Origin of the sequence: Flavobacterium glucosi, from assembly GCF_048286535.1 — a bacterium.
Lineage (GTDB): Bacteria > Bacteroidota > Bacteroidia > Flavobacteriales > Flavobacteriaceae > Flavobacterium.
Window position 1 is genome coordinate 35007 of record NZ_JBLVPK010000003.1, and the last position, 16188, is coordinate 51194.

Annotated in this window: 10 protein-coding genes; 6 read left to right on the forward strand and 4 right to left on the reverse strand. The window is 34.3% G+C overall.

All coding sequences use genetic code 11. The features are described 5' to 3' along the window. Window positions 1-5: 5 nt before the first annotated feature. From ACNQGD_RS06010 to recG, 3 genes are all read right to left on the reverse strand, one after another. Window positions 6-3101 (reverse strand): efflux RND transporter permease subunit, encoded by a 3096-nt coding sequence (locus ACNQGD_RS06010; protein WP_417998661.1) that lies wholly within the window; start codon window positions 3099-3101, stop codon window positions 6-8. An 81-nt stretch (window positions 3102-3182) separates the two neighbouring features. Continuing rightward, window positions 3183-4241, reverse strand: a complete 1059-nt coding sequence (locus ACNQGD_RS06015) for an efflux RND transporter periplasmic adaptor subunit (protein WP_417998662.1) — start codon at window positions 4239-4241, stop codon at window positions 3183-3185. A 287-nt stretch (window positions 4242-4528) separates the two neighbouring features. Beyond that, entirely contained in the window at window positions 4529-6634 is a 2106-nt protein-coding gene (recG, locus tag ACNQGD_RS06020) for an ATP-dependent DNA helicase RecG (RefSeq protein ID WP_417998663.1), read from the reverse strand. Window positions 6635-6763: 129 nt separating this feature from the next. On the opposite strand from recG, the gene ACNQGD_RS06025 reads away from it, so the two are divergent. The 4 genes from ACNQGD_RS06025 to ACNQGD_RS06040 all read left to right on the forward strand — a co-directional run bounded on the left by ACNQGD_RS06025 (window position 6764) and on the right by ACNQGD_RS06040 (window position 12662). Continuing rightward, window positions 6764-8527 carry a hypothetical protein gene (locus tag ACNQGD_RS06025; RefSeq protein WP_417998664.1) on the forward strand — a complete coding sequence of 588 codons (1764 nt, stop codon included), beginning with the start codon at window positions 6764-6766 and terminating at the stop codon, window positions 8525-8527. Window positions 8528-8602: 75 nt separating this feature from the next. Next, complete coding sequence (locus tag ACNQGD_RS06030; RefSeq protein ID WP_417998665.1) at window positions 8603-9148, forward strand: DUF1697 domain-containing protein; 546 nt, start codon at window positions 8603-8605, stop codon at window positions 9146-9148. Between the two features lie 489 nt (window positions 9149-9637). Continuing rightward, window positions 9638-11122 (forward strand): aminopeptidase P N-terminal domain-containing protein, encoded by a 1485-nt coding sequence (locus ACNQGD_RS06035; RefSeq protein WP_417998666.1) that lies wholly within the window; start codon window positions 9638-9640, stop codon window positions 11120-11122. 319 nt (window positions 11123-11441) lie between these two features. Then, window positions 11442-12662 carry a sensor histidine kinase gene (locus ACNQGD_RS06040; protein ID WP_417998667.1) on the forward strand — a complete coding sequence of 407 codons (1221 nt, stop codon included), beginning with the start codon at window positions 11442-11444 and terminating at the stop codon, window positions 12660-12662. A 35-nt stretch (window positions 12663-12697) separates the two neighbouring features. Here the strand turns inward: ACNQGD_RS06040 and ACNQGD_RS06045 are convergent, their stop codons facing one another. Next, entirely contained in the window at window positions 12698-13435 is a 738-nt protein-coding gene (locus tag ACNQGD_RS06045) for a Dph6-related ATP pyrophosphatase (protein ID WP_417998935.1), read from the reverse strand. 206 nt (window positions 13436-13641) lie between these two features. On the opposite strand from ACNQGD_RS06045, the gene ACNQGD_RS06050 reads away from it, so the two are divergent. Further along, window positions 13642-14121: a transposase gene (locus ACNQGD_RS06050; protein WP_417998668.1), complete on the forward strand. Its 480-nt coding sequence runs from the start codon at window positions 13642-13644 to the stop codon at window positions 14119-14121. Further along, complete coding sequence (locus ACNQGD_RS06055; RefSeq protein ID WP_417998669.1) at window positions 14118-16181, forward strand: M1 family metallopeptidase; 2064 nt, start codon at window positions 14118-14120, stop codon at window positions 16179-16181. The genes ACNQGD_RS06050 and ACNQGD_RS06055 overlap by 4 nt, the downstream gene beginning before the upstream one ends. Window positions 16182-16188 lie beyond the last annotated feature (7 nt).

Sequence of the window (16188 nt, forward strand, 5' to 3'; positions counted from 1 at the left end):
TCAAATTATTTAACTTCTTTTTCATATTCTTCAATATGGTCAAATTCAGGATAGTGTTTTCGTGCTCTAGACCACATTAAATACATGGCTGGAATAACAAATAACGTTAAAATCAAAGAGAAAATAGTTCCCCCTACAATCACAACTCCCATCCCAATTCTACTGGTGGATGCTTCACCCAAAGACAAAGCAATAGGCAAGGCTCCTAATGAAATGGCTAAACTCGTCATTAAAATAGGGCGAAGTCTTGCTTCGGAAGCTTCTAATATGGCTTCCAGTTTTGGTATCCCTTCTTCTCTCAGTTTATTGGCAAACTCCACGATCAAAATTCCATTCTTGGTCACTAATCCAATGAGCATTACAGTTCCAATTTGGCTAAAAATATTCCAAGTCTGATCAAACAACCAAAGAGAAAACAAAGCTCCTGCTACGGCCATTGGTACAGTCAAAATAATAATTAACGGATCGATAAAACTCTCAAATTGTGCGGCTAGAATCAAAAATATTAACAATAATGCCAATCCAAAAGCGAAAGAAGTATTAGAACTACTCTCGACAAAATCTCTGGATTCTCCTCCTAAATCAGTTGTGAAAGAATCATCAAGTACTTTCGCTTTGATTTCATTCATAGCATCAATACCATCACTAATACTTTTGCCTGGAGCTAGTCCGGCAGTTACTGTAGCTGACATATATCGGTTGTTATGGTATAATTGAGGCGGATTACTTTTTTCTTCAATTCGGACTACATTGTCCATTTGAATTAATTCGCCAGTACTGTTTTTAACATACATAGAAGTTAAATCCAGAGGTTTAGATCGGTCTTTTTGTTCAAATTGCCCAATGACTTCATATTGTTTTCCGTTGCGCATAAAGTAACCAAAGCGTTGGCCACTTAGAGAGAGTTGTAAGGTTTGAGCGATGTCCATAACAGAAATCCCTAAACTTTTTGCTTTTTCCCGATCAATTGTAACGTTGATTTCAGGTTTGTTAAATTTTAGATTTACATCGGTAACCGAAAACGTAGGGTTTTTAGCTGCCTCATCCATAAATTGCGGAATTTTCTCTTGCAATTTTTCAAAATTTGGTGCCTGAATTATGTATTCAATGGGCAAACCTCCTCGTCTGTTTACTGCAATAGTAGGTTCTTCAATAACGGAAGTTCTAATTTCGGGGTATTTTTTTGTTAATCGGTTTAATTTTTCGGCAATTTCTTTTTGAGAACTTTCTCTTTCACTAGTTTCTGAGAGGGCCATTCGAATCATGCCACTATTTACGGAAGAGGACCCAAAACCAGGAGATGTGATTACTAAAGCAACCTCTTTTTCCGGAATAGAATCATCTACTAATTGTGATAATTCCTGCATAAAGCGATCCGTATATTCATAAGAGGAACCTTCAGGAGTTGTCATTCGCATGACAAGAGCACTTCGGTCATCATAAGGTGCAGTTTCTTTTTGTAATAAATTAAAAAAGATATAAATTAATCCGAAACAACCGATAAGAATTGGAAAACTAAGCCATTTTTTTTTCATAAATGTACTTAAGGCATCGGCGTAGCCGCTATTTAATCGTTGGTAAAAAGGTTCTGAATAGATGTAAAACTTTGATTTTTTTTGTGCTCCGCCTTTCATCAAATAGGCGTTTAGCATTGGAGTCAGCGTCAAGGAAACAAAAGCTGAAATTAATACTGCAGCACCTATGACGACGCCAAATTCTCGGAAAAGACGTCCTACAAATCCTTCGAGAAAAATCACCGGCAAAAATACGGCTGCCAAAGTAATTGAAATCGAGATTACGGCAAAAAATATTTCATTGGAACCTTTTATAGCTGCCTCAATTGGCGACATTCCTTCTTCGACCTTCTTAAAAATATTTTCAGTGACAACAATTCCATCATCTACGACCAATCCTGTAGCAAGAACAATAGCGAGTAAAGTCAATACATTTATGGAGAACCCAAAAAGATACATGATAAAGAAAGTCGCAATCAGCGAAACGGGAATATCAATTAAGGGTCTAAAGGCAATTGCCCAGTCTCTAAAGAATAAATAAATGATTAGAATTACCAGAATAATAGAAATCAGCAAGGTTTCGGCTACTTCGGTTACTGATTTTTTGACAAAAACGGTACTGTCAATAACAATGTTTAGTTTGATATCTTTGGGTAAATCCTTTTTTAGATTATCATATTCTTTGTAAAATTCTTTCGAAATATCTAAATAGTTGGCCCCGGGAAGCGGGACAATTGCTACACCCACTAAAGGCAAACCAGACTGAGTCATCTTTGTTTCTAAATTTTCCGGACCTAAAACAGCTGTACCGATATCTTTAAAAAGCACGGTTTTTCCTCCTTCGGATCGAATAATGATATTATTAAATTCTTCGGGAGTAGAAAGATTTCCAACCGTTTTTACCGTCAGTTCAGTATTGTCTCCCGTTATTTTACCGGACGGCAATTCAACATTTTGTTGATTTAAAGCATCTCTCACTTCAGCTACAGAGCATCCATAAGAGGCTAACTTGACAGGGTCAATCCACAATCGCATTGCAAATCTTTTTTGTCCCCAAATCTGGACTCCGCTGACACCGGGAATGGTCTCTAATCTTTGTGCGATAACATTCTCGGCGTAGTCACTTAATTCTAAAGAATTTCTGGAATCACTTTGAACTGTCATCGAAATAATTGCACGACTATCCGCATCGGCCTTAGAAACAACCGGAGGCGAATCAATATCCTGCGGCAAACTGCGTACGGCTTGGGAAACTTTATCCCGAACATCATTGGCTGCAGCTTCGAGATCTTTATCTAAATTAAATTCAACAGTAATATTACTGCTTCCTTGCACGCTCGAAGAAGTAATATTTCGAATTCCTTCAATCGAGTTAAGTGCTTTTTCTATAGGTTCCGTAATTTGAGATTCTATAATATCGGCATTTGCACCGGCATAATTGGTACGGATCGAAACTTGTGCAGGATCAATCGAAGGAAATTCGCGAACACCCAGAAAAGTATAGCCTATTATTCCAAACAATACGATTGCTAGGTTGAGAACAATTGTCAGTACGGGTCTTTTAATACTTGTGGTTGATAAACTCATTTTTTTTTGGGAATTATGAGTTATGAGTTATGAATTATAAGTTTCATTTAAAAACGTATGATTCATAATTCATAATTAAAATTATTTTATAATTACTTTGACAGGAGTTTCATTTTTTAATGACATTATACCGCTGGTAATAACGGTATCGCCTGCTTTTAAGCCGGAAAGCACTAAAATTGACGCATCAGTTCTGGTAGCAGTTTCTATCATTACTTCTTTGGCTTGACCATTACTGGAAATAAAAACTTTTTTTCCATTTTGTATTGGAATGATAGCTTCTGTAGGAAGGATAATAGCATCTTTTATAATATCCAAAGGTAATTCGACATCCGCAAATGTTCCCGGTAATAACTTGCCGTCCTTATTATTTGCAATGGCACGTACTTGTAATGTTCGGGTACTCACTGCAATTTCGGGATCAATAGCATATACAGTAGCTGTATATTTTTTATCAGACCCTGCAATTTTAAATGTTATAGTTGTATTTTTTTTAACTTGATTGGCATACTTTTCTGGAATTGAAAAGGTAATTTTTAGTTTCCCAACGTTCACCAACTTAGCAACTAATACTGTTGGCGTAATATAAGTTCCTGGTGAAATGGAGCGTAAGCCTATTTTTCCGGAGAAAGGCGCTCGTACTGATGTTTTTGCAATTTGGACTTTAATCAACTGACTTTGGGCTTGTGCCGATTTTAAATCAGCACGTGCCAAATCATATTCTTCCTGACTAATAGCTTCTTTTTGAAGTAATAATTTGGCTCTTCTTTCATTTTCTGAAGCCAATCCTTCTGCTGTAGAAGTTTGTCTCAATTGGGCTCTTAACTCTAAATCGTTGACCTTAAAAAGTACTTGCCCTTTGCTCACATTACTTCCTTCCTGAAAATAAATTCCTTCAACGATACCAGAAACTTCACTACGAATCTCCACTTGTTCATTTGCTTCAATTGAACCGGAAAGTGATAAATTATTATCAAATGTTTGGTATTTTACAACTATACCGCTTACGTTTATTTGTTTCCCTTTTCCTTTTAAATCATTTAAATCTCCGTTTTTACTTTTGTTCTCTGAAATTCGATAAACAATAAATCCGATTATTCCGATAGTTAACAAGGCGTAGACAAGGTGTTTTATTTTCATAGTTGTTTTATAATGTAAGATTAGGTATCAATAATTTTAGTTAAATACAAATCTAATATTTACGAATGGGAATGGGCGAGTAGTTAATTTTTATTTAACTTTTGCACAAACAAAATTAAATGGTGCAAAATTTAACAATAACAAATAAATGTGGTAACGCTCGTTTTCCAATTCTTTATGACTGTAAAAAAGTGAAATGGTTTAATCAATATTATGAAAAATTGTATTTTGTTTAAAATAAATTCAAGAGAGTAGAACTAAAATTAATTAAAATGTCGCTTCTTGATTTAACTAATATAATTCCAAATATTTTTCTTTTTGGTCATTTCAATAAAAACGGTTCTCAAAGCTGCATGCTCCGGTTTTTGCATGCCCGCATCTTCTTTAAGTAATTGTAAAGCGTAATTTCTGGCTAATGCCAAGGTATCTCTGTCCCGAACCAAATCAGCAATTTGAAGATTAAGCACCCCGCTTTGTTGGGTTCCCATTAAATCCCCCGGCCCACGTAATTTTAAATCCACTTCGGCAATTTCAAAACCATCATTGGTTTGCACCATTGTTTCCATACGGGTTTTACTGTCCGAACTCAATTTATGACTGGTCATCAGGATGCAATAACTTTGTTCCGCACCACGACCCACGCGACCGCGAAGCTGATGCAGCTGTGACAATCCAAAACGTTCCGCACTTTCTATAATCATTACACTGGCGTTAGGAACATTCACGCCGACTTCAATCACGGTGGTGGCGACCATAATATTGGTTTTTCCTTCCGAGAAGCGTTTCATTTCGGCATCTTTATCCGCCGGTTTCATTTTTCCGTGAAGGATTGAAATTGAATATTGTGGCAACGGAAAATCTCTGGAAACACTTTCGTAACCGTCCATTAAATCCTTGAAATCCATTTTTTCCGATTCCTGAATCAGCGGATACACAATATAGATTTGGCGACCCAAAGCAATTTCGTCCCGCAGAAATTTCCAAACCTTCAATCGGTTGCTGTCAAAACGATGTACGGTCTGAATGGGTTTTCGTCCCGGAGGCAATTCATCAATTACGGAAATGTCTAAATCGCCATACAAACTCATCGCCAAAGTTCGGGGAATAGGCGTGGCGGTCATCACCAAAACGTGTGGCGGAATCACATTTTTCTTCCACAATTTAGAGCGCTGTTCTACACCAAAACGGTGTTGTTCATCAATCACAGCCAGTCCTAAATTCTTGAATTTTACTTTATCTTCCAGTAAAGCATGGGTTCCGATAAGAATGTGTAACGTACCGTTTTCCAGTTCTTCATGGATAATTCTGCGTTGCGCTATTTTAGTGGAACCCGTTAGGATTCTGATATTTATGTTTAACGTTTCGGCCAATTCGGATAAACCAATAAAATGCTGATTTGCCAAGATTTCAGTGGGAGCCATCAAGCACGCTTGGAAGCCATTATCAAGTGCCAAAAGCATGCTCATAAAAGCCACAATGGTTTTTCCGGAACCTACATCACCTTGCAGCAAACGGTTCATTTGGGCGTTGCTGCCCATGTCGGTTCGGATTTCCTTAATCACTCTTTTTTGGGCATTTGTCAATTGAAAAGGCAAATGATGCTGATAAAAATCATTGAAATTTTCGCCAACTGTGGTAAACGGATGTCCTTTTATCTTATGTTTCCGAATGAGATTTTTCGTAATTAATTGCAACTGAATAAAGAATAATTCTTCGAAGATTAATCGGAATTTGGCTTTTGCCAAAACGTCAGCGCTTTTTGGAAAATGAATGTTGAATAAAGCTGCTTTTTTAGGAATCAGTTTCAATTCGTTGATTAAATAATCTGGTAAAGTTTCCGTGAATAACGCTTGCGTTTCCAGAAACAATTGTTGCATCAGTTTATTAATCACTCGGTTTGAAATCCCACGATTCGTCAAGGTTTCTGTCGAAGGATACACAGGCTGCATCGCCGAACGGAGACTTTGTTCGTGTTCGCTCATCAGTTCGATTTCTGGATGGGCCATATTGAACGCATTCCCAAAAGACGTGCATTTACCGAATATCACGCAAATTTCATTAAGCTTTAAACTCTCCCGAATCCATTTGTGACCTTGAAACCAAACGAGTTCCATTTGGCCCGTATCATCCACAAAAGTAGCGACTAAACGTTTTTGGTTTCTGCCAAATTCTACGGTTTTGATGTTGATGATTTTACCGATTATTTGAACTTCGGCACTATTGTTTTGCAGTTCGTTGATCTTGTAATACCGCGTTCTGTCAATGTATCTGTTTGGAAAAAAATTAATCAAATCCACGTACTTATAAATCCCCAATTCCTTACGCAGCAATTCGCCCCGATTGGGACCAACACCTTTGAGGTATTCGATGGGAGTAAGTAGGAGGTTTTGCATTTAGATTTTTTTGGACACCGATAAAACGGATTTGCTTCTCTCGACTTCGCTCGAGATCACAAAAACACAGATTAAAACGGATTTTTAATTTGATGGAGCGAAGATAGTTTTTTGTTTGGAAATTTGGAAATGGGTTTAATTGGAATTGCTGTAAGAAAATTGATATATTTGAGAAAAAAAAATGATATGAGTGGATCAATTTTTGAATTATCATCTAATGTAAATTTCAAATTTGAAAAGAAAACTTTTTCTGAAATGATTAATGAACGAAGTTTTGAAACCAAACAAGATATTTCTTTTTCTAACTGCATTTTTAATGAAGCTGTAATTCTAGAAAATATTATTGCTAGAGAAATATTATTTTTTGAATGTCATTTTAAAAATCAATTTTATTTAGGAAAATCAGTTTTTCATTATATATCATTTTATGGATGTACGACAGAAAGTGATATTGACATTATTTCCAATACAGCTGACGCACTATCCTTTAGAAGTTTAAAAGTAAGAGAACTCGAAATTAATGGAAATTATCAATCAATTCAGTTCGTGTCATCAAAAGCTGAAAAAGTTTTAGTCAATGATGTGAATAATAATCATTCTCATCGTGAATCTAAAATTGAGTTTTTAGTAGAAAATGAATTTCAAGAATTGAAATTAGAGTGTTCAACTTCTTTTTCTCAAATAATATTTAAAGGGGGATTTTATAAATCTTTATTTTTTGAGGGTGAATTTAAAAAGAAAATTCTATTTAGTGGAGTTATTAAAATTGATAATCTTTATTTTGAGTCTTCTGTGTTTCATAACAGAATTGATTTTGAAGAAGGTGATTTTGAATATGTTAGCTTTTATAGAAGTTCTTTCTATGGTTTAGTTTATTTAAATGATATGTATTATGTTAATACTAAACCAAGAAGTCTTAAAATAAAAGATTTATCGTTTCATTCATCAAATTTTGAAAAAGATGTTACAATTCATATCTCAAAAATAGAAAGCTTTAACTGCTCTAATTGTAATTTTAAAGAAGTATTCAATCTAAATAATTTTAGTAAAGAAAAATTAGTATCTGAGATGGTTTCCATAGGTTTCAATGGAATTAATCAAGGTAGTATTATTATTGAACAAATTTATGCTCATATTGCTTTAGCGGGTATTAACCTTGGCAATATCTATTTTAAAGACCTAGATATTTATATTATATCTATACTCGATTATCAAAATAATGGATCTCTTACATTTTCAAATATAAAATCTGGGGATTATTTTATAATTCAGAATACAATATCTGGTAAAATGAATTTTTTAAATTCTGACATTAATCTTTTTAATGAAATTATAATTGCGAATAGCGACATAGATGGCGCAAATTTTAATAAATATCCAATAAAAATTTTATCTCAAAGTAAAAGCCCAATATTAGGTTATGGAATAGATAAAAGATTTTTGAGAATTTCAAATTTAAAAAATGTTTATAATCAATTAAAAAAGATAGCAAAAACAAAAGGTGATATTGATACTGCAAATAGGTATGAATCTTTAGAACATAAACAATTATTATTAAGTAAAAAAATTGGGTTTGATAGTGTTCTATTATTTTTAAATTACGTTTCCAATGATAATGGAAGAAGTTGGTTTAGAGGAGTTTTTTTTACACTGACTATAGGACTTATATTTTTTATTATATACCTCAAGACAATTGGCATTGAATTTTATTTTAATCAATATTATCAAGATTATGTAATTTTTATAACCTCTTTTCCTAAATTAGAATTAAAAGAGTATTCTAATTTAAATGAAGGATGGAAAACACAACTTGTAGTTTGGCTATCCCGCATCTTCATAAGTTATGGGATTTACCAAACAATATCTGCATTTCGAAAATATGGTAAAACTTAAAGTATTTTGTTACTAATTAATAATGTGAATTTCGACTTAAACACAATATCTTCGCAAAAATAAAAAGCTTAAAAAATGACAACTCATCTCGCATTGCTTCGCGGCATCAATGTTTCCGGTCACAGTATGATAAAAATGGAGGCGCTCAAAACAACTTTGGAAGCCATTGGTTTTCAAAATGTGCTAACCTACATTCAATCGGGAAATGTTTTTGTGGACACGGAAGAAGAAAGTCCTGCGAAAGTTGGTTTTCTAATCAAGCAGGAAATTTTCAAGGTTTTTGGTCATGAAGTGCCTGTTGTGGTTATTGCCAAAGAAGACTTGGAAGCGTGTTTCAAGAACAATCCTTTCTTGAAGGAAAAAGATAGTGACAGCAAGAAGTTATACGTAGCGTTTATTTCGACCACCTTGCAAAGTACCAGTATGAATGATTTGAAAATTAGCCAATTTAAACCGGATGAAGCCAGTATTGATGCCAGCAGAATTTTTATTAAATACGCTGTTGGAGCCGGAAAAACCCGATTCGACCAAAAATACATCGAGAAAAAATTGAATGTTACCGCAACAATCCGCAATTGGAATACGGTGACGCAGTTGTTGAAAATCTACGAGGAAAGATAAGCAAAGTACTTTACGGGTAAAAAAAAAGCCGCAGATTCGCAGATTTTTTAAAATCAGTGAATCTGCTGCCATTGATTTATAAGCAACTGTAAACCGTTTAACAGGGTTAATTTTAGCGGCTTTTTCACTTGAGAAAAAAATAATTATAATTTGACGCAACCTTTTGCAAGAAGTAGCATCTATGTTATAAGTTTAAAAACTATAGCATATAACATTTTACTATTCTAGTTAAAAAGTAAATTATAAGTGCGTATTAAAAACATTTTTCATAAAGTTTAGTTTTGGTTAATTTTAGAATGATGAAGCACTTTTGCTAAAGAGTACTCAGAAGTTGAAAAACTTTTGGTGCTCTTTTTCTATTTTTAAACGAATAAAAGAAGGGTCTTTCAATAAAAATAATAGGTGGTACGAACAAAAAAATTATATTTACGTACTGATTAATTCATTCAAAACCTCGTCTTTATTTTGCAAAATCTAATATTTAACGCTATGAATTTAAAACTTTCTTTTGTTTTTACAGTTCTTTTTGTTTGTGTTTCAATGGCACAAAACGGAAATCCAAACGATTATTTGTCGGCTCAATTCCATAAAGAGCGCAGAGAAGCCTTGCGTGCCAAAATGCCTGAGAATAGTGTAGCGGTATTTTTTGGAAATCCCATTCGGAACAGAGCTAATGATGTGGATTTTATTTACCATCAAGATCCGGATTTTTATTATTTGACAGGATACAAAGAACCCAATTCAGTTCTGATTATTTTTTCGAACGTTCAAACTAATAAAGATGGAAAGTCATTCCATGAATTACTGTACGTTCAGGAAAAAAATCCAAGAGCGGAACAATGGACTGGAGTGCGTTTAGGAACGGAAGGTGCCAAAAAAGAGTTGGGTTTTGAAAATGCTTTTAATGGAGCTGCGTTTTTAAATTCGGGGATTGATTATGCCAGTTTTGATACTGTTTTCTTTAAGGAATTTGAAGAAGATACCCGAAATTCGAAAAATGAGAAAGCTGATTTATACAAATTAATTGGAGCCTTTAAATCCCAAATTGGCTACAACGATAAAGTGAAATCCCAAATGGATTCGAATGTGCAAAACGAAATTAATACTAAAAAAAGCATCACTTCAAAAAAAGCTACAATTAATACCAAATCTATTTTGACGTATATGGCGAGTTTACGGGAGAAAAAATCCAAAGAAGAGTTGGTTTTGCTGACAAAAGCGGTTCGGATTTCGGCAATGGGACAACGTGAAATCATGAAAGCGATGCATCCCGGAATGTCCGAAACGGAAATACAGGGAATTCACGAATTTGTCTATAAAAAGTACGGCAGTGAGTTTGAGGGTTATCCATCAATCGTGGGCGCAGGGAACAACGGTTGCGTGTTGCACTATATTGAAAACAGCAAAATGAAAGTCGAAAATGATTTGGTTCTAATGGATTTAGGAGCGGAATATCATGGTTATACTGCTGATGTAACCCGAACGATTCCTGCTAACGGAAAATTTTCTACGGAGCAAAAACTAATTTATGATTTGGTGTATGAAGCCCAAGAAGCGGGAATTGCTGCGGCAAAAGTGGGGAATAATTTTAATGCTCCGGATGTTGCAGCTCGTAATATAATCAGTGCTGGTTTAGTAAACTTAGGAATTTTTAAAACGGAACAAGAATCCCGTAAATATTTCCCGCACGGAACTTCACATCACATTGGGCTGGATGTTCATGATCCGGGTTTGTATAATGCTTTTGAAGCCGATATGGTTGTTACTGTAGAGCCAGGAATTTACATTCCTATCGGTAGTGATTGTGATAAAAAATGGTGGGGAATTGCGGTGCGGATTGAAGATGATATTTTGATTACCACAAATGGACCCGTAAATTTATCTGCGGAAGCACCAAGAAAATCAAATGAAATTGAAGCACTTATGACGGAAAAAAGTATTCTGGATACATTTAAAGTACCAAGTTTAGATTAGTAATTTTGTTTTAAAGGTTATGATTAATTTTGGGTTTGTCTATATTTCGGTGCTTTATTAAATAACCACAGCCTTTATTAATTAAGGAGTCCTTCCGTGGTGGTACGTTCAGTTTTTTAGAACAGTTCTTTATTTTTTGTATTAAAATTTATATAAAAAAAATGCTTATCGAAAGTAAAGATTAAGAAAATAAATACTTTTGTAAAAGTATTTTACTATTTACATATTGATAATGAGCGAAAAAGTGCTGTTAAAAATATTTGGGAAGGTATGATACAAAATATTTCAAAAAATAAAGCATTAAAAAAATACCACAAAAATGATTGCACCAAAAAAGTATATCCTAGAAGAGGAACGCATTAAATTATTGGAATCCTATTCTATTTTAGATACTTTACCCGAAGCAGAATATGATAATTTGACATTGATAGCGTCACAAATATGTGGAACACCAATTGCGCTAATTACTTTTCTGGATGAAGAACGCCAATGGTTTAAATCACATACAGGGTTAGATATTTCAGAAACGCCAAGAGATTATTCTTTTTGTGCGTATGCCATAAACGACCCCGAAAATATTTTTATAATTCCAGATGCGAGAAATGATGTTCGTTTTCATGATAATCCAATTGTTGTTGGTCAAGAAAATGTGATTTTTTACGCCGGTGTCCCTCTGACAAATGAGGACGGAATGCCACTTGGCACCATCTGTGTTATCGATCATAAGCCAAAAGTTTTGACGCCAGATCAAATCCGTTCGTTAAAAGCGCTTTCTGTTCAGACGATGAAATTATTGGAATTAAGATTAAAAAAATTACAATTAGAAAAAACGTTAGAAGCGCTAGAAAAAAAGAATCAGGAGTTGGATCGATTTGCTTATATCGCTGCGCATGATTTAAAATCTCCTTTGGCAAATATATCCGGGTTGAGTGATGTTTTTATTGATAACTACAATGAAATAATTGACGAGGAGGGAAGAGAAATTATTCATTTAATTAAAACTTCTTCTTTTAAGTTGAGAGAGATGATTGACAGTTTGTTAGCGTATAGTAAATCGAATATATTACAGAAAGAAAACAATAGTGAGGTAAGTATTTCTGTTTTAGAAAAAGAATTTTCGAACCTTTTTATTTTTAAAAATAATTGTTCTATTACGTTCAAATCCAATGTCAGTTTTCTACTTATCAATAAAAGTGCGATTGAACAAATATTGATTAATCTCGTTACCAATGCAATAAAGTATAATGATAAAGAAAATATTGAGATTGAAATCGAAATAATTGAAGAAATTGATTGTTATAAAATTGCCGTTAGCGACAACGGACCAGGGATTTCAGAAGAATTTCACAACGTTATTTTTGACATATTTGAAGTAGTTTCAACAGTAGATCGATATGGAGTAAAAGGAAACGGAATCGGTTTAGCTACAGTAAAAAAAATAGTGGAAGCCTTCGACGGAACCATAAATGTTGAGTCGGAAATGGGAAAAGGATCAAAATTTATGTTTACTTTAAGTCGCGTACCGGAATTAATTCTATAATTTTCTATTTTCTTATTTCCTGTTAGTTGCAAAAATTAGTTTGGTATCAAATCGCAATACCAAAATCCAAAATCAAAGGCATCAGAAGCACTCGTATCACAAGCGGTATCAGAGGAATCTTCATTTTCTGGTTTTTCATATTTTCGGTACACGATTTCTCCAATTTCAAAATCTATGGGTTTTGTGAAAATGGGACCGTCAAATGTGAAGGTGTGGAATTCACCATTTTCGCCACAAACATCTACATTTTCAGGTAAATCATTTATGAAATCTTGATCGATAACGCGCCCAACAAAGCTTTTATCCAAGAATCGTTCGTTGACACAAACCACAATGGTTTTAAAACCTAAAGTTATGAATTCTTGAATGAGATCGTGAGTTGGGATTTTCCAAAGCGGGAAAACGCCTTCAAAACCCATCTCAGCTAATTTATCCTCCCGATATTTACGCAAATCTTCCAGAAAGATATCGCCAAAAATAGAGAGGGTGACGCCTTGGTTTTTTTGTGTGGCCAATGTTTCGCGCATCACATTTTCATAGACTTCCATCGTTGGCATTTCGGGAATTTGCATGATTTTAAGCGGCAATCCGATGCTTTCGGCTTGTTGTTGCAATAATTCAACCCGAACACCGTGCATGGAAATACGTTGGTATTGTTGGTTTACGCTGGTTAACAAGCAGGCAATTTCAATTTCGGGATTTTGTAGTGTTTTATATAAGGCGAGTGCAGAATCTTTTCCGCTACTCCAATTAAATAGGGCTTTCGTTTTCAAAGTAATTTTATTCTGATTATCTGGAAGTAAACTTACAAAATTAGTCGGATTAGTTTGGGAAACCTTTGTAACTTTGGAAATCATACCTAATCATTTTAAATGTCCTTATTTAAAAATAGATATCAAACCGAATCAAATCGATTGAAAAACTGGGATTATTCCAATGAAGCAATCTACTTCATCACGTTAGTTGCCCAAAATAGGGAATGTATTTTGGTGCCATTGATGATGATAAAATGCTATTAAACGATAACGGAAAAATCATTGAAACGGAATTATTGAAATCAATTACAATTAGGGAACGTTGGTTTTTTCATAATTGGGTTATTATGCCTAACCATATTCATTTGTTGGTTGAAATTATTTCATCATCCGACGTAGAGACGCACTGCAGTGCGTCTCTACCTAGTGCGTCTCTACAATTGGAATCGGAATCCCATTCGGAATCAAAACCACAAAAATTATCTCGAAAGCCCAATTCCATTTCGTCGTTTGTTGCGATTTTTAAATCGGTTACCACCAAACAAATTAATGTAATGATGAATCACGATGCCAACATCATTTGGCAATCAAATTATCACGATCATATTGTCCGAAATTATAATTCATTCGATACCATATACCATTACATAAAAAATAATCCAAAAAATTGGAATACAGATTCCATAAATTCAAGTACAGAATGAAATACCTATTCTTTTTTATTTCTACGTTCACATTTGCCCAACAAACCCAATTTGTTGATTTTAAATCGGTTTTAGGGAAAATTGCCATAAATCCGATTGAAAAAACGGTTTCAGGTGATGTCGATTATAATTTTGACGTTTTGAAATCTATTGATACCATTAAAATTGATGCTCAAAATATGGAATTCTCAGATTTGAAACTAAACGGAAAATCCATTAAATTTCTCAATACACAGAAACAATTGCAAATCATTTTTCCGTTTAAAAAAGGAAAAAACAATGTGACCTTTCATTTTTCGGCAAAGCCAAAACAAACGATGTATTTCCTGGGATCACTCGCCAATGATAATATGCAAATTTGGACGCAGGGACAAGGAAAATATACCAGCCACTGGTTTCCGAGTTTTGATGATGTGAATGAAAAAGTAGTTTTTAATTTGAAAATTGTATTTCATAAAGACTATCAGGTAATTTCAAATGGAACGCTAAAATTTAAGTCCGGACTTGATGGACTTTCGGTTTGGCAATACCAAATGCAAAAACCGATGAGTTCTTATTTATTGATGCTTGCCATCGGAAAATTTGAAAAAAACATTCAAAAATCAAAGTCTGGAATTCCTTTAGAAATGTATTTGGAACCAAAAGACGGTGCTAAATTTGAACCAACGTATCGTGATTCAAAAAGAATGTTTGATTTTTTAGAAAAGGAAATAGGAGTAAAGTTTCCTTGGGGAATTTACAAACAAGCGCCAGTTCGGGATTTCTTGTATGCCGGAATGGAGAATACATCAGCAACGCTTTTCAACACGCGTTATGTGGTTGATTCGATAGGCTTTGAGGACAGAAGTTACACGAATGTCAATGCGCATGAATTAGCCCATCAGTGGTTTGGGAATTTAGTTACTGCCGAAAGCGGAAAACACCATTGGCTTCAGGAAGGTTTTGCAACGTATTATGCGCTGTTAATCGAAAAGGAAATCTATGGGGAAGATTATTTTTATTCCAAATTATATGAGTCGGCGCAACAACTGAAATTTGCTTCCCGAACGGATACCATTCCTGTTTTGAATCCCAAAGCCAGTTCGTTGACTTTCTATCAAAAAGGCGCTTGGGCACTTTTTATTTTGCAGGAAGAAATAGGGGATAAGGCGTTTCAAAAAGCGGTGAAAAACTATTTGAAAAAACATGCGTTTCAGAGTGTAAATACTTCAGATTTCTTTGCTGAAATCAAAAAAGTATCGGATTATGATTTGGATAATTTTAGTAAAGTATGGCTTGAATCAAGTGTTTTTAATACACAACAAGCCAATGATTTATTGCTTAAAAATAAATCCATTCAATCGCTGTTTGAAGTGGAGAAATTAAAGAATCAACCGTTGTCAGAGAAAAAGGAGTTTCTTGAAAAAATACTCCAGTCAGAGGTGCATGTTACGGTAAAAGAAGCAATTGTAAATCAATTGAAAGAGGATCTTTTTCAAGAGAAAGAATCGCTCTTGATTTTGGCTTTAGAAACTAAAAATATACAAGTTCGTCAAGCGGTTGCAGCATCATTAAATGAAATTCCAGAAAATTTCAGAGCACAATATGAAACTTTATTAGAGGACAAATCCTATCAAACACAAGAAATGGCGCTGTATAATTTATGGAATAATTTTCCGGAGCAACGCATTCAATATTTAGAGAAATCAAATGTTTGGGTGGGTTTCAATGATTATAATTTAAGAACGTTGTGGCTTACTCTTGCGTTATCAACGCCAGATTATACGGCAGATAGAGTAGCATTGGCAGACGAACTAATACAGTATTCATCCATAAATTACGAGGCGAATACCAGACAAAATGCTTTGGAGAAATTGCTTTCTTTCAAAATAATAAATAATGTTGTTTTGGAGAATTTGGTCAATGCAACCACACATCACATGTGGCAATTCTCGAAATTTGGAAGGGATAACATTAGAAAATTATTGAAAAATCCGGCAATGAGAGCTTCTTTAGAAAGAATAGTTCCGAATTTAAATGAAGCCGAGCAATTTCAATTGAACCGATTGTTGAAGGAATAATTTGTAA

Bases quoted from the DNA above. Each gene is read 5' to 3' on its own strand.
- ACNQGD_RS06010 (WP_417998661.1), bottom strand. From the start codon at position 3,101: ATGAGTTTATCAACCACAAGTATTAAAAGACCCGTACTGACAATTGTT.
- ACNQGD_RS06015 (WP_417998662.1), bottom strand. From the start codon at position 4,241: ATGAAAATAAAACACCTTGTCTACGCCTTGTTAACTATCGGAATAATC.
- recG (WP_417998663.1), bottom strand. From the start codon at position 6,634: ATGCAAAACCTCCTACTTACTCCCATCGAATACCTCAAAGGTGTTGGT.
- ACNQGD_RS06025 (WP_417998664.1), top strand. From the start codon at position 6,764: ATGGGTTTAATTGGAATTGCTGTAAGAAAATTGATATATTTGAGAAAA.
- ACNQGD_RS06030 (WP_417998665.1), top strand. From the start codon at position 8,603: ATGACAACTCATCTCGCATTGCTTCGCGGCATCAATGTTTCCGGTCAC.
- ACNQGD_RS06035 (WP_417998666.1), top strand. From the start codon at position 9,638: ATGAATTTAAAACTTTCTTTTGTTTTTACAGTTCTTTTTGTTTGTGTT.
- ACNQGD_RS06040 (WP_417998667.1), top strand. From the start codon at position 11,442: ATGATTGCACCAAAAAAGTATATCCTAGAAGAGGAACGCATTAAATTA.
- ACNQGD_RS06050 (WP_417998668.1), top strand. From the start codon at position 13,642: ATGTATTTTGGTGCCATTGATGATGATAAAATGCTATTAAACGATAAC.
- ACNQGD_RS06055 (WP_417998669.1), top strand. From the start codon at position 14,118: ATGAAATACCTATTCTTTTTTATTTCTACGTTCACATTTGCCCAACAA.